This is a genomic window from Mycobacterium hippophais, assembly GCF_027529605.1.
Taxonomy (GTDB): domain Bacteria; phylum Actinomycetota; class Actinomycetes; order Mycobacteriales; family Mycobacteriaceae; genus Mycobacterium; species Mycobacterium arseniciresistens.
The window spans coordinates 51,871-74,640 of sequence record NZ_JAPZPY010000009.1; the positions used below are offsets into that span (position 1 = coordinate 51,871).

General features: G+C 70.9%; 25 protein-coding genes. 14 read left to right on the forward strand and 11 right to left on the reverse strand.

Annotated elements, in window-relative coordinates; translation table 11 throughout:
* The first annotated feature begins 117 nt into the window (after positions 1-117).
* Positions 118-1,413 (forward strand): acyltransferase family protein, encoded by a 1,296-nt coding sequence (locus O6P37_RS18795; RefSeq protein ID WP_269895501.1) that lies wholly within the window; start codon positions 118-120, stop codon positions 1,411-1,413.
* On the opposite strand, the gene O6P37_RS18800 is transcribed toward O6P37_RS18795, so the two are convergent.
* Positions 1,410-2,033 carry a hypothetical protein gene (locus O6P37_RS18800; RefSeq protein WP_269895502.1) on the reverse strand — a complete coding sequence of 208 codons (624 nt, stop codon included), beginning with the start codon at positions 2,031-2,033 and terminating at the stop codon, positions 1,410-1,412. The two genes, O6P37_RS18795 and O6P37_RS18800, sit on opposite strands and share 4 nt — an antisense overlap.
* A 79-nt stretch (positions 2,034-2,112) precedes the next feature.
* Here O6P37_RS18800 and O6P37_RS18805 point away from each other — a divergent pair, with 79 nt between their 5' ends.
* Positions 2,113-4,482 (forward strand): Tex family protein, encoded by a 2,370-nt coding sequence (locus tag O6P37_RS18805; RefSeq protein WP_269895503.1) that lies wholly within the window; start codon positions 2,113-2,115, stop codon positions 4,480-4,482.
* Between the two features lie 46 nt (positions 4,483-4,528).
* Positions 4,529-4,945, forward strand: a complete 417-nt coding sequence (locus O6P37_RS18810) for a DUF4267 domain-containing protein (protein WP_269895504.1) — start codon at positions 4,529-4,531, stop codon at positions 4,943-4,945.
* A gap of 17 nt (positions 4,946-4,962) precedes the next feature.
* Here the strand turns inward: O6P37_RS18810 and O6P37_RS18815 are convergent, their stop codons facing one another.
* Positions 4,963-5,361, reverse strand: coding sequence for a nuclear transport factor 2 family protein (locus O6P37_RS18815; RefSeq protein WP_269895505.1), 399 nt, complete (start codon positions 5,359-5,361; stop codon positions 4,963-4,965).
* A gap of 285 nt (positions 5,362-5,646) precedes the next feature.
* On the opposite strand from O6P37_RS18815, the gene O6P37_RS18820 reads away from it, so the two are divergent.
* Positions 5,647-5,880 (forward strand): hypothetical protein, encoded by a 234-nt coding sequence (locus O6P37_RS18820; protein ID WP_269895506.1) that lies wholly within the window; start codon positions 5,647-5,649, stop codon positions 5,878-5,880.
* Between the two features lie 3 nt (positions 5,881-5,883).
* On the opposite strand, the gene O6P37_RS18825 is transcribed toward O6P37_RS18820, so the two are convergent.
* Entirely contained in the window at positions 5,884-6,729 is an 846-nt protein-coding gene (locus tag O6P37_RS18825; protein ID WP_269895662.1) for an alpha/beta fold hydrolase, read from the reverse strand.
* A 103-nt stretch (positions 6,730-6,832) separates the two neighbouring features.
* On the opposite strand from O6P37_RS18825, the gene O6P37_RS18830 reads away from it, so the two are divergent.
* The 5 genes from O6P37_RS18830 (at position 6,833) to O6P37_RS18850 (ending at position 10,361) form a co-directional block, all read left to right on the forward strand.
* Positions 6,833-7,390, forward strand: coding sequence for a class I SAM-dependent methyltransferase (locus O6P37_RS18830; RefSeq protein WP_269895507.1), 558 nt, complete (start codon positions 6,833-6,835; stop codon positions 7,388-7,390).
* Positions 7,391-7,433: 43 nt separating this feature from the next.
* Positions 7,434-8,759 (forward strand): APC family permease, encoded by a 1,326-nt coding sequence (locus O6P37_RS18835; RefSeq protein ID WP_269895508.1) that lies wholly within the window; start codon positions 7,434-7,436, stop codon positions 8,757-8,759.
* A 79-nt stretch (positions 8,760-8,838) separates the two neighbouring features.
* Complete coding sequence (locus O6P37_RS18840) at positions 8,839-9,066, forward strand: hypothetical protein (protein ID WP_264014519.1); 228 nt, start codon at positions 8,839-8,841, stop codon at positions 9,064-9,066.
* A 7-nt stretch (positions 9,067-9,073) separates the two neighbouring features.
* The gene (locus tag O6P37_RS18845) at positions 9,074-9,529 is read left to right on the forward strand and encodes a nuclear transport factor 2 family protein (protein WP_269895663.1); all 456 of its coding nucleotides are present in this window, start codon (positions 9,074-9,076) and stop codon (positions 9,527-9,529) included.
* Between the two features lie 31 nt (positions 9,530-9,560).
* Positions 9,561-10,361: a glutaminyl-peptide cyclotransferase gene (locus O6P37_RS18850; protein ID WP_269895664.1), complete on the forward strand. Its 801-nt coding sequence runs from the start codon at positions 9,561-9,563 to the stop codon at positions 10,359-10,361.
* On the opposite strand, the gene O6P37_RS18855 is transcribed toward O6P37_RS18850, so the two are convergent.
* Genes O6P37_RS18855 through O6P37_RS18870 form a run of 4 tightly spaced genes read right to left on the reverse strand, consistent with a single transcriptional unit; the run spans position 10,331 to position 15,767 of the window.
* A complete protein-coding gene (locus tag O6P37_RS18855) occupies positions 10,331-11,872 on the reverse strand; it encodes an AMP-binding protein (protein ID WP_269895509.1) in 1,542 nt (513 codons plus the stop codon). The genes O6P37_RS18850 and O6P37_RS18855 overlap by 31 nt on opposite strands.
* A complete protein-coding gene (locus tag O6P37_RS18860; RefSeq protein ID WP_269895510.1) occupies positions 11,869-13,047 on the reverse strand; it encodes a PP2C family protein-serine/threonine phosphatase in 1,179 nt (392 codons plus the stop codon). Before O6P37_RS18860 ends, O6P37_RS18855 begins: the two co-directional genes overlap by 4 nt.
* Positions 13,044-13,844 (reverse strand): alpha/beta fold hydrolase, encoded by an 801-nt coding sequence (locus tag O6P37_RS18865; protein ID WP_269895665.1) that lies wholly within the window; start codon positions 13,842-13,844, stop codon positions 13,044-13,046. The genes O6P37_RS18860 and O6P37_RS18865 overlap by 4 nt, the downstream gene beginning before the upstream one ends.
* A 57-nt stretch (positions 13,845-13,901) precedes the next feature.
* Positions 13,902-15,767: a sensor histidine kinase gene (locus O6P37_RS18870; protein WP_269895511.1), complete on the reverse strand. Its 1,866-nt coding sequence runs from the start codon at positions 15,765-15,767 to the stop codon at positions 13,902-13,904.
* Positions 15,768-16,049: 282 nt separating this feature from the next.
* Here O6P37_RS18870 and O6P37_RS18875 point away from each other — a divergent pair, with 282 nt between their 5' ends.
* The gene (locus tag O6P37_RS18875; protein WP_269895512.1) at positions 16,050-17,036 is read left to right on the forward strand and encodes an esterase family protein; all 987 of its coding nucleotides are present in this window, start codon (positions 16,050-16,052) and stop codon (positions 17,034-17,036) included.
* Between the two features lie 10 nt (positions 17,037-17,046).
* On the opposite strand, the gene O6P37_RS18880 is transcribed toward O6P37_RS18875, so the two are convergent.
* From O6P37_RS18880 to O6P37_RS18890, 3 genes are all read right to left on the reverse strand, one after another.
* Positions 17,047-18,729 carry an acyl-CoA synthetase gene (locus O6P37_RS18880; protein WP_269895513.1) on the reverse strand — a complete coding sequence of 561 codons (1,683 nt, stop codon included), beginning with the start codon at positions 18,727-18,729 and terminating at the stop codon, positions 17,047-17,049.
* Between the two features lie 42 nt (positions 18,730-18,771).
* Complete coding sequence (locus O6P37_RS18885; RefSeq protein WP_269895514.1) at positions 18,772-19,197, reverse strand: hypothetical protein; 426 nt, start codon at positions 19,195-19,197, stop codon at positions 18,772-18,774.
* Between the two features lie 106 nt (positions 19,198-19,303).
* Positions 19,304-19,696, reverse strand: coding sequence for a hypothetical protein (locus O6P37_RS18890; protein ID WP_269895515.1), 393 nt, complete (start codon positions 19,694-19,696; stop codon positions 19,304-19,306).
* Positions 19,697-19,786: 90 nt separating this feature from the next.
* Here O6P37_RS18890 and O6P37_RS18895 point away from each other — a divergent pair, with 90 nt between their 5' ends.
* The 3 genes from O6P37_RS18895 to O6P37_RS18905 all read left to right on the forward strand — a co-directional run bounded on the left by O6P37_RS18895 (position 19,787) and on the right by O6P37_RS18905 (position 21,442).
* Entirely contained in the window at positions 19,787-20,593 is an 807-nt protein-coding gene (locus O6P37_RS18895; protein WP_269895516.1) for a nuclear transport factor 2 family protein, read from the forward strand.
* A gap of 28 nt (positions 20,594-20,621) precedes the next feature.
* A complete protein-coding gene (locus tag O6P37_RS18900) occupies positions 20,622-20,810 on the forward strand; it encodes a hypothetical protein (RefSeq protein WP_269895517.1) in 189 nt (62 codons plus the stop codon).
* Between the two features lie 68 nt (positions 20,811-20,878).
* Positions 20,879-21,442: a hypothetical protein gene (locus tag O6P37_RS18905; RefSeq protein WP_269895518.1), complete on the forward strand. Its 564-nt coding sequence runs from the start codon at positions 20,879-20,881 to the stop codon at positions 21,440-21,442.
* A 6-nt stretch (positions 21,443-21,448) separates the two neighbouring features.
* Here O6P37_RS18905 and O6P37_RS18910 read toward each other — a convergent pair whose 3' ends face one another.
* Positions 21,449-22,354, reverse strand: coding sequence for a cyclopropane mycolic acid synthase family methyltransferase (locus O6P37_RS18910; protein WP_269895519.1), 906 nt, complete (start codon positions 22,352-22,354; stop codon positions 21,449-21,451).
* A 23-nt stretch (positions 22,355-22,377) separates the two neighbouring features.
* Here O6P37_RS18910 and O6P37_RS18915 point away from each other — a divergent pair, with 23 nt between their 5' ends.
* Positions 22,378-22,755 carry a DUF732 domain-containing protein gene (locus O6P37_RS18915; protein ID WP_269895520.1) on the forward strand — a complete coding sequence of 126 codons (378 nt, stop codon included), beginning with the start codon at positions 22,378-22,380 and terminating at the stop codon, positions 22,753-22,755.
* Positions 22,756-22,770: the final 15 nt, after the last annotated feature.

Below are 22,770 nucleotides of genomic sequence, written 5' to 3' on the forward strand. Positions count from 1 at the left end.
CGCAAAATGCCGGTCCGCCACGGCGTGTCGCTGGGCAAACACGCACGCTCGCGGAATCGGCAGGTTGCGTAGGTCTACTCATCCCCTGACCGCCTGCCACCGGGCATGCTGATGGACATGTCGCTCATCCAGCCCACGGCCGACGCGCTCGCCGGTGACGTCACCAAACCCGGCCGTGACCGCGCGGTGGACGTCGCCCGCCTCGCCGCGCTGGTCGTGGTGATGTTCGGGCACTGCGCCCTGCTGCTGGCCACCATCGACAGCAGCGGTGTCCGCATCGGCAACCTGCTCGGGGCCCTGCCCGACATCCAGCCCGTCACCTGGGTCGTCCAGGTCATGCCGCTGTTCTTCCTCGCCGGCGGCGCCGCGGGCGCCTACGGCTGGCGGTCCGGCGCCGCCTGGGGTGGCTGGTTGTTCGCCAGGACCCAACGGCTCTGCCGGCCGGTGTTCTGGTATCTCGCGATGTGGTCGCTGGGACTGCTCGTCGTGCGCGTCACGCTCGGCGGCGAATCGGCCGACCGGCTCGGACGCGAATCCGTCGCGCTGCTCTGGTTCCTCGGTGTCTACCTCGTCACCCTCGCCTTCGTCCCGGTGCTGACGCGGGTGCGGTCGGGCCGCTCGGCCACGGCGCTGGTCGCCTCGCTGCTCGTCGCCGCGGCGGCCGTCGACGCCATCCGGGTCGCCGCCGGCACCCCGACCGCGGGTGTCGCCAACTTCCTGATCGTCTGGCTGATCCCGATCGTGCTCGGGGTGGCCTACGCGCGGGGTCTCGTCTGTCGGCGCGCCGCCCTGGCCGCCGCCGCGGCCGCCCTCGGCGCCCAGATCGCCCTCGCGGCAACCGGTGTGTACGAGGTGGCACTGGTGGTCACCGGTGTCGAGCACATGTCGAACGTGTCGCCGCCGACACTGCTGCTCGCGCTGCAGTGCACCTGGATGTCCTGCGCGTTCATCGCCGCGGCCGGGCCCGTCCGCCGGTGGGCCGCCCGCCCGCGGGTGTGGCACGCCGTCGCGGTGGGCAACGGTGGCGCGATGACGTTGTACCTCTGGCACATCCCGGCGATCGCGGTGGCCGCCTTCGCGCTGCACGCCCTCGGCCTGGACGCCTACGACGTGCACGCACCGGACTTCTGGGCGCTGCTGGCACTGCGGGCACTCGTCTTCGCGGTCGTGATGGCCGTCGCCTTCCGGGTGTTGTCACCGCTGGAACACCGCCCCCTGCCGTGGTGGGACGCCCCGGCTCGCCCCGCCGGCGCGCGGTCGACGGCGGCGGGCCTGCTGGTGTGCGTCGCGGGCGTCGCGCTGGTGCTGCTGGCCAAGAACGGACTGGCGGGCGCCACCGGCTGGGTCACCCTCGGCGGCTTCCTGCTCGCCGCCGTGGCCGCCCGTCTCTGCGCGGGCCGCACGGCCGTCTAGCCGGACCGGTGCGCCGTGGGGTGCACCTGCACCCGGTAGCCGTGCCGCAACGCCGCCACCGTCAACGCCGGCGTCACCACCGCCACCTCGGCCGCCGCCGCGGACACCGGTGCCGGATCGACGTAGCCGGCCGGCGTCCAGCGGTGCGTTGCACCGTCCCACAGCAACCGGAGGTCGCGGCCGCCATCCCGGCCGCCGAGGTCGACGAACACCCCGTCGGGAAGCTCCGCAGCCAGTGCGCTGGAGCGCGGCGCCCGCCGCGATGCGGCCAGCAGGGCATCGAGATCCTTCGCGCCGGCGACCGGCCGGCCGGCGCCGACGCGCGCGGCGTCGAGGAACGCCCGGTACCGGTCGCGGCGGCACTCCGCGCACGGCCGGTGGCCCGCGGCCAGCGCGACGGCCTCGTCGAGGAAGAAGAGTTCGGTGTAGCTGCCCGGCGTCATCACCGACCGCCTGCGCTCGCGGAACTCGAGCAGGCAGATCAACCACATCCGGTTGCGCGACCTGCGGACGATGCGGCGGTCCGCGTCGTGCAGGACCCCCCGGTTGCCCATCAGCGTGCCCCTCGCCTCGGTGGCGATGATGTCTCCGTCTGGCGTGACCCGGTTCTGGAGGGGCATCGCCCGACGATAACGGCCGGCCGCGACACGCCCCGGCCGCCCGCCGTGACATGTCGGCGGCGTTCGGTAGGGTCTCGGCGTGACTTCGAGCCCTGCCGTCGTATCGGTAAACGCCCGTCTCGCTGAGGAACTCGCCGTACGGGAGGCCCAGGTGGCGGCCGCCGTCCGGCTGCTCGACGAGGGTGCGACCGTCCCGTTCATCGCGCGGTACCGCAAGGAGGTCACCGGCAGCCTCGACGACACCCAGCTGCGGACCCTCGAGGAGCGTCTGGGCTACCTGCGCGAGCTCGACCAGCGGCGCGCCACCGTGCTGGCCTCCATCGAAGAGCAGGGCAAGCTCACCGACGACCTGCGGGCGGCGCTGCTGGCCGCCGACACCAAGTCGCGGGTCGAGGACATCTATCTGCCCTACAAGCCCAAGCGGCGCACCAAGGCGCAGATCGCCCGCGAGGCAGGTCTCGAACCGCTGGCCGACCGGCTCCTGGCCGACCCCGGGCAGCTGCCGGAGACACTGGCCGCCGACCACCTCGGCGACGCGGTCCCCGACGTGGCCGCCGCCCTCGACGGCGCGCGGCACATCCTCGTCGAACGTGCCGCCGAGGACGCCGAACTGGTCGGCGCGATCCGCACCAAGTTCTGGGCCGATGGCTCTCTGCGCACCCGGCCCTGGTCGGAGGACGCCGCGAAAACCCCGGCGGCGCAGAAGTTCCGAGACTACTTCGACTTCGCCGAACCGCTGGAGAAGATGCCGTCCCACCGGGTGCTCGCCGTGCTGCGGGGAGAGAAGGAGGAGGCGCTGTCGCTGACCTTCGACGGCGGCGAGGACGACGCCTACCAGGCGATGATCGCCCGCACGCTCGGTGTCGACATGGCTGCGGCGGCACCTGCGACACCGTGGCTGGCCGCGACGGTGCGGACGGCCTGGCGCACCCGGCTGATGTTCTCGGCCTCGGTGGACGCGCGGATCAAACTGCGGCAGCGCGCCGAGGAGGACGCGGTGGCGGTGTTCGCACGCAACCTCAAGGACCTGCTGCTGGCCGCGCCGGCGGGGGCGCGCACCACGCTCGGCCTCGACCCCGGTTTCCGGACCGGCGTCAAGGTCGCGGTGGTGGACGGCACCGGCAAAGTGCTCGACACCTGTGCGATCTATCCGCACCAGCCGCAGAAGCAATGGGACACCGCCAAGGCCACCCTGGCCGCCCTCGTCGCCCGTCACAAGGTGACCCTGATCGCGGTCGGCAACGGCACTGCGTCCCGCGAGACAGACGCCCTGGCAACCGAATTGATCGCCGACATCCGCGCCGCGGGTGCCGACGCGCCGGTCAAGGCGATGGTCAGCGAGGCGGGCGCGTCGGTGTACTCGGCCTCGGCATATGCCGCCCGGGAACTGCCGGCCCTCGACGTGACACTGCGCGGCGCGGTGTCGATCGCGCGGCGCCTGCAGGATCCGCTGGCCGAACTGGTCAAGATCGAACCGAAGTCCATCGGTGTCGGTCAATACCAGCACGACGTCACGCCCGGCACCCTCGCCCGCAGCCTCGACGCCGTGGTCGAGGACGCGGTGAACGCGGTGGGCGTCGACCTGAACACCGCGTCGGTGCCGCTGCTCGCCCGGGTGTCCGGCGTCAGCGAGTCACTCGCCGAGGCGATCGTCAGCCACCGCGAGAAAACCGGACCCTTCCCGCACCGCAAAGCGCTGCTCGACGTGCCGCGGCTGGGGCCCAGGGCTTTCGAACTGTGCGCGGGATTCCTGCGGATCACCGGCGGCGACGACCCGCTCGACGCCTCAGGTGTGCACCCCGAGTCGTACCCGGTGGTGCGCAAGATCCTGGACCGCTCGAAGGTCACACTCGCCGAGTTGATCGGCGACGCACGCACTCTGCGCTCGCTCGCACCCGCCGATTTCGCCGACGACCGGTTCGGCGTGCCCACCGTCACCGACATCATCGCCGAACTGGAGAAGCCGGGCCGAGACCCGCGTCCGGCGTTCACCACCGCCACCTTCGCCGCAGGTGTCGAGAAGGTGGCCGACCTGAAGGCCGGCATGGTGCTCGAAGGTGTGGTGACCAATGTCGCGGCGTTCGGTGCCTTCGTAGACGTGGGCGTCCACCAGGACGGCCTGGTACACGTCTCCGCGTTGGCCGACCGCTTCGTGTCCGACCCGCACGAGGTGGTGCGGTCGGGGCAGGTGGTCCGGGTGAAGGTGGTCGACATCGACCTCGACCGCCAGCGCATCGCACTGACGATGCGGCTGAAGGACGCGCCGGAGCAGGGCCGGGGCGGGCGCAGCCCGCGCGGGAACACTGCGGCGCCGCGCCGCGATGCCGGCAGCCGGAATGGTCAGGAGCGCCGGAACCCGGCTCGCGGCAAGGAGTCCGGTCGCCGCGAGCCGGCCCGGCCCGCCGGGTCGATGGCGCAGGCGCTGCGCGACGCCGGTTTCGGCAGGTGAGCGCGTTCTGAGCATCCGGCGGGTCGTTGGTCATAGGCTGCCCCTCATGATCATCGACCGAGCCGCTGTCGTCGCAGGCAGCATCCGGCTGGCATCCGGCGTGTCGTTCCTCGCCGACCCGCTGCGGGCCAACCGGCTGTGGGGAGAGCCCGACGATCCGGGGCCCTCGGCGCGACTCCTGTTGCGGTCCATGGGCTATCGCGACGCCCTGATCGGCGGCCTGCTCCTGGCTGCGGGCCTGCGGGGACGCGACACCCGGGGCTGGTTCCTCGCCTCCGGTGGCGCCGATGCCGCCGACCTGCTCGGTGGCATGAGCGTGCACGACGACCTCAAGCGCGGCCAGCAGATCATCGGACTCGGCGGTGCGGTCGTCGGCATCGGGGTGGGGCTGTGGGGGGCCGCGCGTCGAGGACCCGCGATCAGCCGGCCGGTCCCTACCACCGGCACGGGCGCCCGGGACTAGCGCGTCCCCACGGGCGGCTACCCGGTCGCCGACACCTCCTTGGTGCCGTAGACGCGCTCCATCACCGCCGTGTCGGCGTAGACCTCGGCCCGCACGGTCTTCCCGTCCCGCAGCGTGAACACGTCCGCGTCGTGGCTGAGTTGGCCGTCGGAGGTGACCTCGGTGAGTGCGACCACCGTGTCCCCGTCGCCCAGCAGGCGGTTCACCTTCACCGTGGTCTGCTTCTCCGCCATCCGGCCGAGCAGTTCCCCGAGCTCGGCCTTCCCGTGATAGGTGCCGCTGACCGCGCTGTTGCCCGGCTGGACCCATTCGAGATCGTCGTCGAACAGGCTCATCACCGTGTCGACATCACCGGCCGCGAAAGCCTCGTAACCCCTCTTGATCACCTCGATATTGCGTTCCGTCTCGTCCGACATCTCCCGACTCCCTTCCTGCGATCGCCGGCCGCACCTGGCCGCGGACGGTCTGAGCCGCAACTGGCCGTGGCCGTCTAGGGAGTCGCAATGTCGGGCTCTCGGATCAGTCAGACCACTCGCCGCCATTTCGAGTATCAGCCCGGGTTCTGGGCCGGATGGGGAATCGGCAGTTGTAAGAACACTTATCTGAACTGCCGGTCCACCGGCGGCGTGGCAACGCGGTGATGTGGGTATTCGCAGGGGTCGGGAGCCGACTCAACGAGCGTCTGCTCGAGGAGGTGCATTGTGATCAAGAAAATTGCCGCCGGCGCCATGATGGCCGGGCTGCTCGCCGCCGGGGCGGTGGTGAACCCGGTCGCCCCCGCAGGTGCGGACCCCCGCGGTTGCTTCGCGCCGTGGATCGATCCGCCGGGGCCGGGGTGTCTGCCGCCGCCGGGTCATCTCAAGGACGGGCCGTGGCCGTTCAAGGGTCCTCCGGGACACTGGCCGGTCAATCCGGGCAAGGTCAACCGCTGGTAGTACTCAGCGACCGGCGGTCCGCAGGGCCGGTGTGGTCGTGGCGATGAAGTCCTCTATCAGGTCGATGACCTGATTGGGCGCCTCTACGTGTGCGAAGTGCCCGACGTCGGGCAACACCTCGAGGCGGTTGCCCGGCCGCACCGCCTGAGCATCGTGGGCGTGCTGCACCGGGATTATGTCGTCGCGTTCACCCCAGATGGCCAGCGACGGCAGTTCGGTGCGCAACTGCAGCCGGCTCAGTGCGCTGACCGCCTGTCCGCGGTAGTCGACCACCGAGCGCAGAGTCTTCAGGAAGGCGTCCCTGGTCTGGCGGTCGGCGAAGGACGAGTACGCGTTCCAGATCTCGGCGCCGCGCGGTGACCGCAGCCCGGCCGAGCTCAGCCAGGACCGCACCTTGTTCCCCGCGGCCAGCACCGGTGACGGCGCGATCACGGGCATCACGAGTTCAGCGCCCGGGGCGGACAACAGCCGCAGGATCCAGCCCACGTCCTGGCCGAGGCCGCCGCTGCTGATCAGCACCAACCGGTTGCAGTACTCGGGATGCTGATAGAGGAACTGCATCGCGATCCCGCCGCCCAGCGAGTGCCCGACGATGGTGACGCTCTCCACGCCCAGCTCGTCGAGGAAGTCGCGCAACCAGACCGCGAACGCGCCGAGCGAGTAATCGGTGCGGGGCTTCCCGCTCTGCCCGTGTCCGAGCATGTCGGGCGCGATGACCCGGTAGTGCCGCGACAGTCGGGGCATCACCTCGCGCCAGGTCTGTGAGCTGCCCGCCATCCCGTGAATCAGCAGGAGCGTCTCGCCCTCGCCGGCGTCACGGTAGGCCACCCGCTCGCCGTGCAGTTCCATGTACTCGAGCTCCACCTTGGACCTCCTCGGTCGGTCGCGGCGCCACCCAACCTTACCGGCCGGTAGTAAGTTGCGGCAGCCCCCGCTGGGTAGGTTTGCCCGGATGACCGCACGCGACCGGGCCCGCTGGGACGAGCGCTACGCCACGCGGCCGGCGGTGGACGCCGGCGCGGTGTCCGCGCCGGACGAATTCGCGGCGCACGAATCGGCGTTCCCGCACACCGGGCGGGCCCTCGATCTGGCCTGCGGTCAGGGCCGGACCGCGGTGTGGCTGGCGCGCCGCGGCATGGACGTCCTCGGTGTCGACGTCTCTGCGGTGGCGATCGCCCAGGCCCGCGACCTGGCGCTGCGGTGCGGCGTCGGAAGCCGCACCCGTTTCGACGTCGCCGATCTCGACGACGGACTGCCGCCCGGCCCGCCCGCCGACGTGATCGTCTGTCACCGCTTCCGCGACCGCCGCCTCGACCGGCCGATACTGGCCCGGCTGGCGCCCGGTGGCCTGCTGGCGGTCACCGCACTCAGCGAGGTGGGTGCGTCGCCGGGGCCGTTCCGCGCGGCCCGTGGCGAGCTGACCGAGGCGTTCGGCGCCCTCGACATCCTGGTCGCCGGCGAAGCCGACGGACACGCATGGCTGCTGGGTAGGCATACTTCGTCGCCCTGAGGGCAATACCCCCACGGCCATACGCCGCAAGGGGGAGCATCCGATGACAGCCGAAGCGCCGCAGCAGACCGACCAGCCACAGGCGCTCAAACGCCGCATCACCGGGCCGCTGCTGTTCATGTTCATTCTCGGCGACGTGCTCGGCGCCGGCATCTACGCCCTGATGGGCAAGCTGTCCGGCGAGGTCGGCGGGGTGCTGTGGGCGCCGTTGGTGCTGGCGCTGCTGCTGGCACTGCTGACCGCCGGTTCCTACGCCGAACTCGTGACGAAGTATCCGAAGGCGGGCGGCGCGGCGGTGTTCGCCGAGCGGGCGTTCAAGCAGCCCCTGGTGTCCTTCCTGGTGGGCTTCAGCATGCTGGCGGCGGGCGTGACGAGTGCCGCGGGTCTGGCGCTGGCGTTCTCCGGCGACTACCTGACGACGTTCGTGCCGGTGCCCGCGGTGCCCGCCGCACTCGTGTTCCTCGTGCTGATCGGCTGCCTCAACGCGCGGGGGATCAGCGAATCGCTCAAGAGCAACGTCGTGATGACGTGTATCGAGGTGACCGGCCTGGTGATCGTCGTCGTCACGGTGGCCGTCATGCTCGGTCGCGGCGGCGGCGACGTGTCGCGCATCGGCCAGTTCCCCGACGGCGCCAATCCGGCGCTGGCCATCCTGGGCGGCGCCATCATCGCCTACTACTCGTTCGTCGGTTTCGAGACGTCGGCGAACGTCGTCGAGGAGATCCGCGACCCCAGCCGCGTGTATCCGCGGGCGTTGTTCGGCGCGCTGGTGGCCGCGGGCGTCGTCTACGCGCTCGTCGGTCTCGCGAGCGCCATCGCGCTGCCGGACAGCGAGTTGGCGGAGTCCTCGGGCCCGCTGCTCGCGGTCGTGTCCGCCACCGGCGTGGGCGTGCCGGACTGGCTCTTCAGCGCCATCGCGCTCGTCGCGGTCGCCAACGGCGCACTGCTCACCATGATCATGGCCAGCCGGCTGACGTACGGCATGGCGCAGGAAGGCCTGCTGCCCGGCGCGCTGGCCAAGGTGCTGCCCAACCGGCGCACACCGTGGGCCGCGATCGTGGCGACCACCGTGGTGGCCATGATGCTCACGCTGGTCGGTGAACTGCAGACGCTGGCCGAGACCGTGGTGCTGCTACTGCTGTTCGTCTTCATCTCCACGAACGTCTCGGTCCTGGTGTTGCGCCGGGATACCGTGGAACACGACCACTTTCGGGTATGGACCGCCGTGCCCGTACTCGGCGTCGCGTCGTGTGTGCTGCTGCTGACCCAGCAGAGCGGACAGGTGTGGATGTACGCCGGAATCCTGTTGGCCGTCGGCGCCGTCCTGCACCTGGTGGCGAAATGGAGCACGCGACGCGCCGCAGAGTGAGCAGGACACATTTCGATAACAACAGCCGACACGGCGGTCAAATACGCGGACTCACCTGCAGGAAGCCCACACTGAGACGATGCCCGTAGAGGAAACAGCCTGGGACGTTCTGGTCTCACGCGACCTGGAATCCCGCCACTACGAACAACTTCGTGCCGCGCTCGCCGACACGATCACCAAACGCCTGCCCTCCCACAAGAAGTTGCGCCGCATCGTGGCGTGGTCGCAGAACGGCGGATGCCTGTTCCGGCCGCAACAGGGCGTCTGCCGCTACGCCGTGTCCTACGAAGTGGTGATGGCCGTCTGACTCGGTGGTGGATCACTGGGAACTGGTGGCGCGCGAGCAGATTCGCGACACCCTCGCCCGCTACCACTGGGCCGGTGACGCCGGCCGGATCGACGACCTGACCCGAACCTTCTGCCCGGACGGCACCCTCGAGGTGCGGAACGTCGCCACGATGTCCGGCCGCAGCGAGATCGCCGCCTTCCTCGGCGGTGTCACCGCCCCCGCCCACCCTGGATCGGCACCGGACCTGCGACGCATCGTCCGGCACAACCTGTCCAACACCCAGTTCCTCCAGCTGACGCCCGAAAGCGCGCTCGTCGCATCGTATTTCACCGTCATCACCGAGATCGGGCTGGATCACTGCGGACGCTACCGCGACACCCTGACACCGCACGGCGGTGAGTGGCTCATCCGGCGCCGGTTCGTGTCCACCGACTGGCGGGCACCCGACTCGACGATGGCGTCACCGTCCTCGATGCACTGACCGGGTGTCGAACCGCCCCGATTCGGGCATCATGACGGTGATGTCCACACCACGCCGCCTCCTCGCCACGCTCTGCGCGGCCGTGGTCGCCTCGGCCGCCGGCTGTTCCGACGCACACGCCGTCCCGCCGCCGGCCGACCTGACCGTCACCGTGCTGGGCGAGCTCCCGCACGACACCTCGGCCTACACCGAAGGCCTCGAGATCGCCTCCGGCGCCGACGGGTCGGCGCTCTACGAGAGCACCGGCCTGTCCGGGCAGTCCGAACTGCGCGAACTCGACCCCGCCACCGGAGCCGTCCGCCGCGCCGCGCCGCTGCCCGGCGGATACTTCGGGGAGGGCATCACGGTCGTCGGCGACCGCGTCTGGCAGGTCACCTACCGCGACGGGGTGGCGATCGAGTGGGACCGCGCCTCACTGACCCCGCGGCGGGAAGTGCCGCTCACGGGCGAGGGGTGGGGCCTGTGCCGCGACGGCGACCGGCTCGTGCTCAGCGACGGCAGCGACCGGCTGCGGTTCATCGACCCGCGCGATTTCACCGAGACCGGCTCGGTGCAGATCACCCGCCCCGGCGGCGCGCCCGCCACCGGACTCAACGAGCTCGAATGTGTCGACGGCCAGGTGTGGGCCAACGTCTGGCCCACCGACGAGATCGTCCGCATCGACCTCCCCTCGGCGACGGTCGCCGCGAGCGCCGACGGCGCCGTCCTGCGCGACGGCGAACCCGCCGCGCAGGTGCTCAACGGCATCGCCCACACCGGCGGCGGCGAGTACCTGCTGACCGGGAAGAACTGGCCGGCCAGCTACCGGGTGCGGTTCGACCCCGTCGGCTGACCGCTCGTGAGTTCAAGCAACACGCGTTGCCGCAGAACAGGTTTGGCGACCTTGCCGTTCGACGTCAGCGGCAGCTCGTCGACCAGGACGACGTGCCGCGGCCGCTTGAACGGCGCCAGCCGGGCCCGCACGTGGGCGATCAGATCGTCGGCTGTCGGCTGGCTCCCCGCGCGCGGCACCACCACCGCGCAGATCGCCTCGCCCCAGTAGGCGTCCGGAACGCCCACCACCGCCACGGCGGCGACGTCGGGATGGGTCGACAACACGTCCTCCACCTCGCGTGAGGACACGTTCTCACCGCCGGTGACGATCACGTCCTTGCGGCGGTCGACCACCATCAGCCGGCCGGCATCGTCGAGGCGGCCGACGTCGCCGGTGCGCAGCCACCCGTCCGCGGTGGCCGGTGTCGAGTCCGGCCAGTACCCGGGGGTGACCTGCTCACCGCGGACCACGATCTCACCGGTTGCGCCGGCAGGCACCGGACGGCCGCCGTCGTCGACGACCGCGACCTCGACGCCGGGGTGCGGACGGCCCGCGGTGGCCAGCACCGACGGCGCGGACGCACCGGCGCGGTGCTCGTCGGGACCGAGGAAGGTGACGTTGCCCGCCGTCTCGGTCATCCCGTAGCCCTGGTGGAAGTCGACCCGCAGCACGGCGATCGCCCGGCGCAGCAGGTCGGCGGGGATCGCGGCCGATCCGTAGGCGATCGACTGCAGCGTCGGCAGCGCCGTCCCGGTGCGGTCCAGGTGGTCGAGCAGGCCGTGCAGCATCGTCGGCGCCAGCGAGCACGACGTCACCCCGTGGGTCGCCACGGCGTCGGCGAACGCCGTGGGCGAGAACTTCGCCAGCAGCACCACACTGGACCCGGCGCCGTGGTGGACCAGCATGTTGTAGCCGGCGATGTGACACATCGGGAACGGCAACAGGTACACACCCCGGGTCACCGCCCGCCCCACGATGGTGCCGCGCACCGCGGCCAGCACCGAGCGGTGGGTGTGCAGCACGCCCTTCGGGGTTCCGGTCGACCCACTGGTGAACAGCAGCCAGGCGGGGTCGCCGGGCCGCGCCGGGCTCGGACCCGCGGCAGGCCCGGCGATGACCTGCCGCCACTGTGCGGAGTCCAGATCGACGACGTGCCGGATCGACGGCACCAGCTCGGCGACGTCTCCGAGCGCCGCCAGGTGTCGGCGGTCCGCGGCGAGCACCACCGGCGAGGCCGTCACCAACTGGCCGGTCTGCTCGGCGGCCGACAGCCGCTGGTTGATCAGTGCGAGCACCCGCCGGCTCCGCGGGACCCCGTAGTACAGCTGCGCGTAGCCCAGGCTGTTGTCGGCGATGACCGCGACGCGGTCACCCGGCGCGCACCGGTCGGCGACCCAGCCCGCCACCGCGGCGGCCTGCCGGTCCAGCTCCGCGAAGGTGGCCGAGGCGTTCTCCGTGAGCACCGCGGGCCGCTCGGGCGCCACTGCCGCCGCGGCCGCGATCAGGTGGTGCAACAGCTGTGCGCTCACCTCGGGACGCCCAGTGCCAGCACCGCGGCGTCGTCCTCGACTCCGGAACCGAGCCCCTGCAACAACGTTCGGGTCGCGGCGATGAAGTCGGCGGGTGTGGTCGGGGCATGCGCGGCGGCGAACCGCAGCAGCGCTCCGTCGTCGTTGAAGCGTTCGACGCCCACGCCGGTACGGGCCTCGGAGAGGCCGTCGGTGTACAGCACGAGCGTGTCCCCGGCACTCAGATGCATTCGCGTCGAGACGAATCGGGCCGCGGTCACGATGCCTGCGGGCATCCCGCCGACGGACTCCGCCTCGTACACCCCACCGTCGGCGGAGATCAGCACCGCCGGCGGGTGACCACCGCCGGCGAGGTGGACGTCGAATCCGCCGGCACGGCGCTCCAGTATTCCGAAGAGCACCGTGCAGAACGGCGTTGTGCCGCCTTCGCGTTCCTGCTTGAGGACCGTGTCGAGATTGTGCAGCACCGCCACCGGATCGCCGTCGATCACCGCGGCCGCCCGCAGTGTGTAGCGGGTCAGCGACGTGACGCTCGCCGCCTCGGCACCCTTGCCGCAGACGTCGCCGAGGAAGAACGCCCACCGGTCCTGACTGAGCGGGAACAGGTCGTAGAAGTCGCCGCTCACCTCCTCGGACGCCGGATGGTAGTAGGCGGCGGCGGCCAGTCCCCGCGGTGGGGTCAACGCCGGCGGCAGCAACGAGCGCTGCAGCGTCCGTGCCAGCTGTTGCGCCCGCACGCGCTCCTGCTCGGCGCGCCTGCGTTCGGCCAGCAGTTCGCGTTCGTAGCTGCGCCGGTCGTGGGCGTCCTGAACGGCGATGCGCAACAGGCCGAGACGGCCGTCGGTGCCGCTGTCGGCATTGGCGGTGACCAGCATGGGCAGCCGGGTGCCGTCCGCCGCCACCAGGTCGAGGGTCACCCCGGCCAGGTGACCCGCCGCGTGCAGCAGGGGAGCGAAGTGGGTCTCGAAGTGGATCCGTCCGCCGGCGGTGAACAGGTCGGTGAACGGGACGCCGACCAGGCCGTCGGGGGAGTGGCCGAGCCAATTCGCCAGGGTGGCGTTGACCGCGAGGATGCGCCGGTCCGCCGTGGCGAGCAGAATTCCGCACGGAGCGTTGTCGTACAGGTCTTCGATGTTCCAGTCCGGCTGCGCCGCAGCGGGTTCGGGGCCCGTCACGGCGTCCGGGCGAATGCCGCGATCGCCTCGGCGGTGATGTCGGGCGCGCTCAGTTGTGGGCAGTGGCCGGTGGTGTCGAGGGTGACCAGCTCGCTGCCCTCGATGTGAGCCGAGACGTACGCGCCGACCTCGCGCGGTGCGAGCGCATCCTGTGCGCATTCGATCACCAGCGTCGGCACACTCACCCGGGACAGGTCGGAACGGTTGTCGGACAGGAACGTCGTGCGGGCGAACACCCGCGCGACCGACGGGTCGGTGCGGCAGAAGCTGTCCGCCAGTTCTTCGGACAGGTCGGGGCGGTCGGGCCGCCCGACGATGGTCGGCGCGATCGCGTAGGACCAGCCCAGGTAGTTGTCCTCGAGCGACTCGAGCAGTTCGTCGATGTCACTGCGCGCGAAGCCGCCGCGGTAGCCCTCGTCGTCGATGTAGCGCGGCGAGGGTGTCAGAAGGACGAGCTTCCGGACGCGGCCCGCGTCGGCGCCGACCGCGAGCACGCCCATCATGGCGGCCACCGAGTGGCCGACGAAAACCGCTTCGCGCAGGTCGAGGGCGGCGAGGACCTCGAGGATGTCCTCGGCGTAGGCCTGCAGCGAACCGTAGCGCTGCTGGTCCCATGCCGAGAGATCCGACGCGCCGCAACCGACGTGGTCGAACAGCACCACCTGGAACTCCGCCGACAGCAGGTCGGTGACCCGCCACCACATGTTCTGGTCGCAGCCGAATCCGTGCGCGAGCACCACGGTTGGTCCATCGGCGTTGCCGACGACCTGCACGTTGTTCCTCGCGCGCACATCCATCGACGTCATTTTCGCATCCGCGGCGACGAGTGCAGGGCGGAACCCGGCGGTTGTCGCTCAGCCCGCCTGCAACGGGATTGTCGCGACCAGCGCCGTTCCGGCGCCGGGCGGGCTGCTGATCTCCAACCGGCCGGACACCGCGGCCACCCGGTCGCTGAGCCCGATCAGCCCGGATCCGCCACCGGTGCCGGCGCCGCCGACCCCGTCGTCGGTGACCGACAGGCGCAGCGCGTCACCGCCGGCCCGCAGCCGCACCGTCACCTCGCCGGCGTGCGCGTGTTTGGCGGCGTTAGTCAATGACTCCGCGACGACGTAGTACGCGGCCACCTTGACCTGTTCTGGCAGCGCGCGGTCGGTCGCCGGATCCAGGTCGAGGTCAAGGGCGACCGGCACCGGCGAGCGGCGCGCCAGGGACTTCACCGCGGGGCCGAGGCCACCGCGCGACAGGATGGCCGGGTGGATTCCGCGGGACAGTTCCTGCAGGTCGCGGTGCAGTTCGGTGAGTCCGGTGACCGCCCGGTCGAGCTGGTCGCGGATGTCGGGCCGGTCAGCCGGCACGGCGGCCTCGACCGCGCGCAGATCCATGCCCAGCGCCACGATCCGCTGCTGGGCGCCGTCGTGGAGGTCGCGTTCGATGCCACGCCGGGCCTGGTCGGCGGCGGTGATGATGCGCGCCCGCGACGCTCTGAGCTCGGCGCGGTTCTCGTCGTTGTGGATCGCGGTGGCGACCAGATCGGCGAAGTCGCCGACCCGCGCCTCGCATTCGGGCGGCATCGGTTGCGGGCCGGCGGAGCCGACGAGCAGCGCGCCGCGGACCTGCCCGTCGACGATGACCGGGGCGCCCACCCCGGAGCGCAGGCCGAGGGCCCGCATCCGCACGGCGATCGGCCCGTGCGCCTCCGCGTAGTCGTCGATGCGGGCGGTCTCGGCGGTTCGGCGGATCTGGGAGCTCAGGCTGTCGCCGGTGAGTGGGAAGCGTTCGCCCGCAGTGAGTGTCGCGTCGTCCCTGCTGTCATGGGTGGCGAGCACCACGCAGTGGTCGTCGGCCTCGTACCGGACCAGCGTGACGTGCTGGACCTGCAGACCCGCGGCGAGTTCGGCCACCGCGGCGGGATGGACCTCGGCCGGATCGGCGCCGCGCGCCACCAGCGTCGCGACCCTGCGCAGCGCCGCCTGTTGAGCTGCCAGCGCGCTGACCTCGGCGTGGCTGGCGGCCAGCGCCTCGTTGATCGCCCAGCGGTCGCGGGTGGCGGCCAGCAGGCCCTCCAGCGCGGGGATCATCCGGAGCACCCGCTGCTGCGCCGGTTTGGGCAGGCCGGCGGGGACCAGCAGCGTGCCGACCGGCTCGCCGTCGTCTTCCAGCGCGATCGCGGTCTGATCGTCGTCGCCGGCGAGGGTGTCGAGGTCGAGGTGCGCCGCGGGCAGGCCGAGCACCTCGGCCACCCGCCGGCCCGCACTGTCGAGCGCGTCGCGCAGGTCACCCGCCCGCAGCGTGGAACGGGCCAGTTCGGCGGAGAGGTCGGCCTCGATGCGGCGCTGCTCGGCCTCGGCGGCCCGCAGTCGCGCCTGCCCGGCGAGCAGATTGGCCAGCAGCGCCAGCGGCAGGAAGACGAACAGCGCGGGCGCCACACTGTCGGTGCCCTCCAGGTGGAAGTACATGTAGACCGCGGCGCTGACCACCGAGGTGGCGACCGCCAGCCCGAGCCCCCAGGCAGCCGACACCACGAGCACACCGAGCAGGAACACCGCGCCGAACGCGTTCTCCGGGGCCACCCGCTTGAGCTGCAGCACCAGCAGCGTCTCGGCGACGATGAACCCGACCGCGACCACGACCCCGACCCACAGCGGTGGCGCCGTCGGGCGCACCACCAGCCTCAGCAGCCGGGTGTGCAGCGATTGCCATCGCCCTGTCTGTGCAGGCACCGGCTGATGGTAGTGCCCCGGCCTGGCCGAGGCACCGCTAGCCGGTGGTGCGTTGCCCGCCGGCCGGCGGCGCCTTCATCCAAACTGTCTGTGCCGCAGCCGACATCGTCACCGCCGGTGCGCAACCGTTGAGTGAGTGTGCACCTAGATTGGATGTGGCGCACCACAGCGTGTTTCGGGCGCTGCCACCGTCCGCGCGGGGAATGTCGAAAACCGGCCGCTGAACCGGGCTCGCGCGTATCGTCCGCCCCAGCCTGGATCGGACGAAGGTGGGGGTCAGTGATGGCATTCATTGATATGCGATGGTCACGACGGCTGGGACGGCTCACCGCCGTCGCGGTGCTCTCCGCGCTGATCGCGGGCACCGCCGGAACGGTCACCGCCGACGCGTACTCCAGCCCGGACCTGCCCGTCGAACAACTCGAGGTTCCCTCAGCGGCGATGGGCCGCCCGATCCGCGTCGAATTCCTCAGCGGCGGTCCGGGTTCGCACGCGGTGTACCTCCTCGACAGCATGGAGGCGGGCGACGACCGCAACGGGTGGGACATCAACACGGCGGTGTTCGACTGGTACAACGGCTCAGGTCTGTCGATGGTGCTTCCGGTCGGCGGCAAGTCCAGCTTCTACAGCGACTGGTACCAGCCGGCGGTCGGCAACAGCGGCACCTACACCTACAAGTGGGAGACGTTCCTGACCCAGGAGTTGCCGGCGTGGCTGGCGGCCAACCGCGATGTCGCGGCGAGCGGCAATGCGGCGGTCGGTCTTTCGATGGGCGGATCGTCGGCGCTCGTGCTCGCCGCCTACCATCCGCAGTTGTTCGTCTACGCCGGTTCGCTGTCGGGCTTCCTCAACCTGTCCGCGCCCGAATGGGCGGGCCAGGTCCGCGTCGCGATGATGTGGAACGGCGGGTTCAACCCCGATGCGATGTGGGGGCCGCCGGGCGACCCGGCGTGGGCCCGCAACGATCCCACAGTCAACGTCGACAGGCTGGTGGCCAACAACACCCGGGTCTGGATCTACTGCGGCAACGGCACGCCGACCGGCGTCGACGCCGCGGGGTCCACCGCACCGGTCGCGGGCCTTGGATTCCTCGAGGGCTTCGCGATCAAGTCCAACATCGCCTTCCGCGACCGCTACGTCGCGGCGGGCGGCCGCAACGGGGTGTTCGATTTCCCCGACGGCACCCACAGCTGGGCCTACTGGGGCCAGCAGCTGCAGGCGATGAAGCCCGATTTGCAGCGGGTGCTGGGCGCCGTTCCCGCTACATGAGACGGCGCTGTCAGGCGGTGCTGCCCGCCACCGAATCCGTCGCCAGCGCCTTGGCCCACCGGTAGTCGGCCTTGCCCGCCGGCGACCGCACCACCTTCGTCGTCCGGATGAACGCCTTCGGGATCTTGTAGCGTGCAATGGTTTTCGTGCACACGTCGACGAGCTCGTCGTCGGTGGCCGAGCTGCCGTCGGCGAACTGGACGACGGCGACGACCTCGCTGCCCCAGCGTTCGGACGGCCGCCCCACCACCACGACGTCGTAGACGGCGGGGTGCGCGGCGATGGCTCGCTCGACCTCCTCGACGAAGATCTTCTCGCCGCCGGAGTTGATGGTGACCGAGTCGCGGCCGAGCAGCTCGATCCGGCCGTCGTCGAGGACGTTGGCCCGGTCGCCGGGCACCGACCAGCGGACCCCGTCGATCGTCGGGAACGTCCTTGCGGTCTTGGCCTCGTCGCCCAGATACCCCAGCGGGATCAGGTCCCGCCGGGCCAGCCAGCCCTGACCCTCGCCCGGGCCGAGCACCCGGGTCAGATCGGCGGACACCACGGCCGTGTCGGCCTGCGGGTCGAAGACCGCCGGCCTTGCTCCCGATTCCGCGGCACCCGCCGCGGTGTAGGCACTCATCTGGGCGCCCGACTCCGAGGACCCCACCGCGTCCATCACCATGACATGCGGCACGGCCGCCAGGATCCGGTCACGCACCGTGGGGGACAGCGGCGCACCGCCGTTGGTCATCGTGACCAGGCCCGAGAGGTCGTAATCGCCCCGCTCGATCTCCTCGACGAGCGGGCGTGCGACGGCGTCGCCGACCATCGGGATGCTCAGCACGCGTTCCCGCTCGGCCACCCGCAGCGCGTCCTCGGGCCGCAGCCGGTCGACGTGGTCGGGGATGACGATCTTTCCGCCCATCGTCACGCCGGTGAACGTGGCCCACTGCGCGGCGCCGTGCATGAACGGCGGGATCATCAGCATCGACATCACACCGGCCGACGCTGTGGCGCGCTCGGCGAGTTCGGCGTACGAGGTCAGGAACGTGTCGCTGCCGAAGGGGCGGCCGCCCATCGACGACATGAAGATGTCGTGCTGGCGCCACAGCACGCCCTTGGGCATGCCGGTGGTGCCGCCGGTGTACAGGACGTAGAGATCGTCGCCCGACGGCGTGGGCAGTCCGTCCGCGGGGGCGGGCGACTCGGTGACCGACTCGTAGTCGACGGCGCCGGGCAGCAGGTCGTTGCCCGAATCGTCGGCCACCTGGATGAGCACCTCGAGATGCGGCAGCTGGTCACGGATGGCCGCGACCTGTGGGGCGAACTCGGCGGCGTACACGAGCGCCCTGGCCCGGGCGTCGGTCAGCAGGTAGACCAGTTCCTCGCCGACGTAGCGGTAGTTGACGTTGAACGGCGCGACCCGCGCGCGGAACGCCCCGACCATCGTCTCGATGTACTCGTTGCCGTTGCGCAGGTAGATGCCGAGATGGTCCTGACCGGACTCGTGCCCGCCGAGGTCGGGGCGTTCGACGTGGCAGCCGAGGCCGCGGCCGGCCAGATGGTTGGCCACGCCGGTCGCCCGCGCCTCGACCTGGCCGTAACTCAGCCGTCGGTCGCGCCAGACCAGGAAGGTGTGGTCCGGGATCGCCTGTGCGACGGTGCCGAAGACGGTGGACAGGTCGAAGGCGACGTCGCCGCTGGTCATGCCAAGACCATACATTGCTGCGTCATCTGTATGGTCGGGTGATCACATCGGGAAGAAGCCGGCGCCCGTCTTCACTCCGGGCTGCCAGCCCCGGGCACCGAGGCACAGCATCGGCTTGCCGTCGGGTGACTGCGCCGCCGACTGCGGGCTGGGGCACGGCGCGCCGACCTGCTGGACGCCGTACAGCGCATACGAGCTGGTCCAGTACCCGCCGCTGCCCGGAGGCTGCGTCTGGTTCGGGATGTACTTGCACTGCAGCGGCTCGCCGCCGCGACCGCGGCCGAACACGTTGCGCTCCCAGCTGAAGCACGGCGCGCTGAGCCGGGCGTCGTAGCTCATGCCGGGCACGTCGGTCGAGTACCGCCCCGGATCGTCCGGATAGTCGGTCTGCGGGTCGGCCGCAGCGCCCGGTGCCAGTGCGATCACCGCGCCGGCCGCGGCCGCGCTCACGAGAAGTCTGCGAAACATGTCCACCCTCAGATCTGACCAGCCCAGCACTGCATACGTCGCCCCGCGCCGCAAATCCTAACGGCTGCCGTGGCGCCGACGAGAGATTTCCCCGTTACTCCCGGGCTTACTCTTCGGTGCGCTCTTCGGAACTGGCGTCCAGGACGCTGACGGCGATGCCGTAGGGCAGGAACCGGACCCGGCGTGCCGGGTCGGTGTTGTTCTTGTTGGCCCGCAGCGCGTCGAGTTCGGTCGGGTAGACCTGCTCGATGCGCGCGCCGCCGTTGTCGTCGACGGTGAAGATCGCCCAGACCCCGTCGCCGGCCTCACCCGTGGTCTCCGGTTCGGTGCGGGGCCTGGAGAACCGCCCGAGCTCGTCCACCAGGGCTCCCCACCCGGCGCGTTCACCCGAGGTGCTGAACAACCTGCTGACGCCCTCGAGCGCCTCGCGCGCCACCCGGTCGAGGTCGTCGGGATCGAACCCGAACGGTCCCCCGCCGTTGAAAGGTCCATTACTCATCGCCGTCCTCCTCGTGGCAGCAGCCTGGACTTCCACGGTACTCACCCAGTCTGCCCGCCGGTCCGCACCGACCGGGTGGTAAACCGCCATATGGCCTTCTCGCGTGCCGACACGCTCGCCACCGCGCAGCAATCCCTGCTCAAGGCGGCCGCCCACGACCGCGCGGGCTGGCTCGACCTGTTCGCCGCGACCGCCCTGATCGAGGATCCCGTGGGTTCGCGCGCACACCGGGGCCGCGAGCAGATGGACCGCTTCTACCGCACCTTCATCGCGCCGCGGCAGATCACCGCCCACTCGCGCCGCGACATCGTCGCCGGCACGACCGTCATCCGGGACGTCACCCTCGAGGTCGTGATGAGCCCGTCGGTCACCATGCTGATCCCCGCCTACCTGCGGTACGACCTCGACCCGGTGGACCTGCGGATCACCCGGCTGCAGGCGTACTGGGAGCTGCCCGCGATGGTGGGGCAGTTCCTGCGCGCCGGCGTCGGCGCCGCACCGGCGGGCGTGCGGCTGTCGGGGGCGCTGCTGCGCAACCAGGGGCTGCATGGGACCGCCGGGTTCCTCCTCGGTTTTCGTGGCGTGGGCCGGCGGGGGAAGCGCAGCTTCGCCCGGTTCCTCGCCGACGCGGCCGGCGGCGACGAGATCGCCGTGCGCCGCCGGTTGCCGGGGTCGGCGCCGATCCGCGACGGCGCGCAGGGCCCGATCTCGCGGACTGCCCTGTCGAGCCTGCTGGCCGGCGCCTCGACCGACAAGCTCGTCGCCGCGGGCCGGCACGTCGTCGCCACCGTCAGCCGTGACGGCCGGCACGGCGTGCTGATCGCCGGGCTGACCACGCCGCGGTACACGGTGAGTGCGCTGCAGTACTACGCCGACGACGGCGGGGCCGGCGGTTAGCGGGCGGCGAACCGGGTAGACCGTCCAGGTGACCAGCCCCAAGGACGAAGACAAGAGCGAGACCGACGTCGACGACGACAACAAGGTCGCGGGCTCTCGCGCCGGCAAAGAGGGCGACGAGGGCGACGGCTCCTACGTGGGCCGCACCTTCAACGACGATGCGATCGACGACGAGGTGAGCGGTGCGGAAGCCCGCAGCCAAAGTGGTGACAGCTGACCGCGCACGTTGCGGTTCGGCCACGCTGCGTTCACTCGGGGCGGCGGACGTGAGACCGTAACAGCACCATGGCTGCCCACGAGTACATGACCTACGAGGAATTCGGCCGGAAGTTCTACGAGTTCGCGGTCACCGACGAGCGCGTCGGTGGCGCGATCGCCGAGATCGCCGGCGACGCCTTCGAGATCGGTCCCATCGCACAGGGTCCGGGCAAGATCGCCAAGGTCACCGCCAAGGTCCAGGTCCAGGAACCGAAGGTGACCCGCCACGTCGGCGAGATGATCACGTTCGCCATCAAGATCCCGCTGGAGATCGACATGGTCGTCGACCTGCGCATCGACAAGCCGCGGTTCGTGGTCTACGGCGAGATCGCGCTGCGCGCGTCGGCGCTCGCCGCCGAACCCCTGCTGCTCATCCTCGACGTCAAGAAGCCGCGGCCGTCGGACATCACCATCCACGTGACGTCCAAGACGCTGCGCGCGGAGGTGGTCCGCATCATCGGCGGCATCGACGCCGAGGTGAAACGGTTCATCGCCGCCCACGTCGCCGGCGAGATCGACAGTCCGGCATCGCAACAGGCCCAGGTGATCAATGTCGCCGAGATGATCGACGAGAGCTGGACGGGTATCTGAGCCGGCTCACTTCTCCATCGTGAACTGATTGACGTCGATGTAGCCGACCCGGAACATGTCCGCGCATCCGGTCAGGTACTTCATGTACCGGTCGTAGACCTCTTCGGACTGGATGGCGATGGCCTCGTCGCGGCGAGCCTCCAGCGCGGCGGCCCACAGGTCGAGGGTGCGCGCGTAGTGCGGCTGCAACGACTGCACCCGCGACACCGTGAACCCGGCCTTGGTGCCGTGCTCCTCCACCATCGGGATCGACGGCAGCCGGCCGCCGGGGAAGATCTCGGTGACGATGAACTTCACGAACCGGGCGAACTGGAACGACAGCGGCATGCCCCGCTCGGCCATCTCCTTCGGATGTAGCCCGGTGATGGTGTGCAGGAGCATCACGCCGTCGTCGGGCAGCGCGTCGTACGCCATCGCGAAGTAGTCGTCGTAACGGTCGAAGCCGAAGTGCTCGAACGCGCCGATCGACACGATGCGGTCGACCGGCTGGTCGAACTCCTCCCAGCCCTGCAGCCGGACCTCCCGGCTGCGCGGGCTGTCCAGCGCCGCGAACAACGTCTCGACGTGCGCCTTCTGGTTCTCCGACAGCGTCAGGCCGATCACGTTGACATCGTGCTTCTCGATCGCGCGCAGCATCGTCGAGCCCCACCCGCAGCCGACGTCGAGCAGCGTCATGCCCGGCTGCAGGCCGAGCTTGCCCAGCGCGAGGTCGATCTTGGCGTACTGCGCCTCCTCGAGCGTCATGTCGTCACGCTCGAAGTACGCGCAGCTGTAGGTCCGGGTCGGGTCCAGGAACAACCGGAAGAAGTCGTCGGACAGGTCGTAGTGCGCCTGCACGTCCTCGAAGTGTGGGGTCAGACCGTCCGTGACGGCGTCGCGGTCCGAGGGTGGCTTCGAGGGGATGTCCGGCATCCCGACAGCGTACGATTCCTCCGGTGCAGCGCAGACAACGACCGGGCATTCGAGCCCTGACCCTCGCCGCCGCGTTGGCCGTGAGTTCCACTCTCCTCGCCGCCCCCGCGCAGGCGGAACCCGCCGACGACGCCTTCCTGCGCTCGCTCGCCGACGCCGGCCTGGCGACCGGAAACCCGGCCGACACGGTGGCCCTCGGCCAGCAGGTGTGCCCGATGCTCGCCGACCCCGGTCAGGGCGCCGCCGACGCCACCGCCAAGGTCGCCGACACCGCAGGCATGCCGCTGGGCGCCGCCACCATGTTCACCGGCCTGGCGATCTCGATGTTCTGCCCGGCGATGGTGAGCCGCCTCGGCAACGGCGAGATCCCGCAGATCCCGCTGGGGCTCCTGGGCTTCTAGGCCGCCCGCCCCGCC

Bases quoted from the DNA above. Each gene is read 5' to 3' on its own strand.
- O6P37_RS18795 (WP_269895501.1), top strand. From the start codon at position 118: ATGTCGCTCATCCAGCCCACGGCCGACGCGCTCGCCGGTGACGTCACC.
- O6P37_RS18800 (WP_269895502.1), bottom strand. From the start codon at position 2,033: ATGCCCCTCCAGAACCGGGTCACGCCAGACGGAGACATCATCGCCACC.
- O6P37_RS18810 (WP_269895504.1), top strand. From the start codon at position 4,529: ATGATCATCGACCGAGCCGCTGTCGTCGCAGGCAGCATCCGGCTGGCA.
- O6P37_RS18815 (WP_269895505.1), bottom strand. From the start codon at position 5,361: ATGTCGGACGAGACGGAACGCAATATCGAGGTGATCAAGAGGGGTTAC.
- O6P37_RS18825 (WP_269895662.1), bottom strand. From the start codon at position 6,729: ATGGAACTGCACGGCGAGCGGGTGGCCTACCGTGACGCCGGCGAGGGC.
- O6P37_RS18830 (WP_269895507.1), top strand. From the start codon at position 6,833: ATGACCGCACGCGACCGGGCCCGCTGGGACGAGCGCTACGCCACGCGG.
- O6P37_RS18835 (WP_269895508.1), top strand. From the start codon at position 7,434: ATGACAGCCGAAGCGCCGCAGCAGACCGACCAGCCACAGGCGCTCAAA.
- O6P37_RS18840 (WP_264014519.1), top strand. From the start codon at position 8,839: ATGCCCGTAGAGGAAACAGCCTGGGACGTTCTGGTCTCACGCGACCTG.
- O6P37_RS18850 (WP_269895664.1), top strand. From the start codon at position 9,561: ATGACGGTGATGTCCACACCACGCCGCCTCCTCGCCACGCTCTGCGCG.
- O6P37_RS18865 (WP_269895665.1), bottom strand. From the start codon at position 13,844: ATGGATGTGCGCGCGAGGAACAACGTGCAGGTCGTCGGCAACGCCGAT.
- O6P37_RS18875 (WP_269895512.1), top strand. From the start codon at position 16,050: ATGGCATTCATTGATATGCGATGGTCACGACGGCTGGGACGGCTCACC.
- O6P37_RS18880 (WP_269895513.1), bottom strand. From the start codon at position 18,729: ATGACCAGCGGCGACGTCGCCTTCGACCTGTCCACCGTCTTCGGCACC.
- O6P37_RS18885 (WP_269895514.1), bottom strand. From the start codon at position 19,197: ATGTTTCGCAGACTTCTCGTGAGCGCGGCCGCGGCCGGCGCGGTGATC.
- O6P37_RS18890 (WP_269895515.1), bottom strand. From the start codon at position 19,696: ATGAGTAATGGACCTTTCAACGGCGGGGGACCGTTCGGGTTCGATCCC.
- O6P37_RS18895 (WP_269895516.1), top strand. From the start codon at position 19,787: ATGGCCTTCTCGCGTGCCGACACGCTCGCCACCGCGCAGCAATCCCTG.
- O6P37_RS18905 (WP_269895518.1), top strand. From the start codon at position 20,879: ATGGCTGCCCACGAGTACATGACCTACGAGGAATTCGGCCGGAAGTTC.
- O6P37_RS18910 (WP_269895519.1), bottom strand. From the start codon at position 22,354: ATGCCGGACATCCCCTCGAAGCCACCCTCGGACCGCGACGCCGTCACG.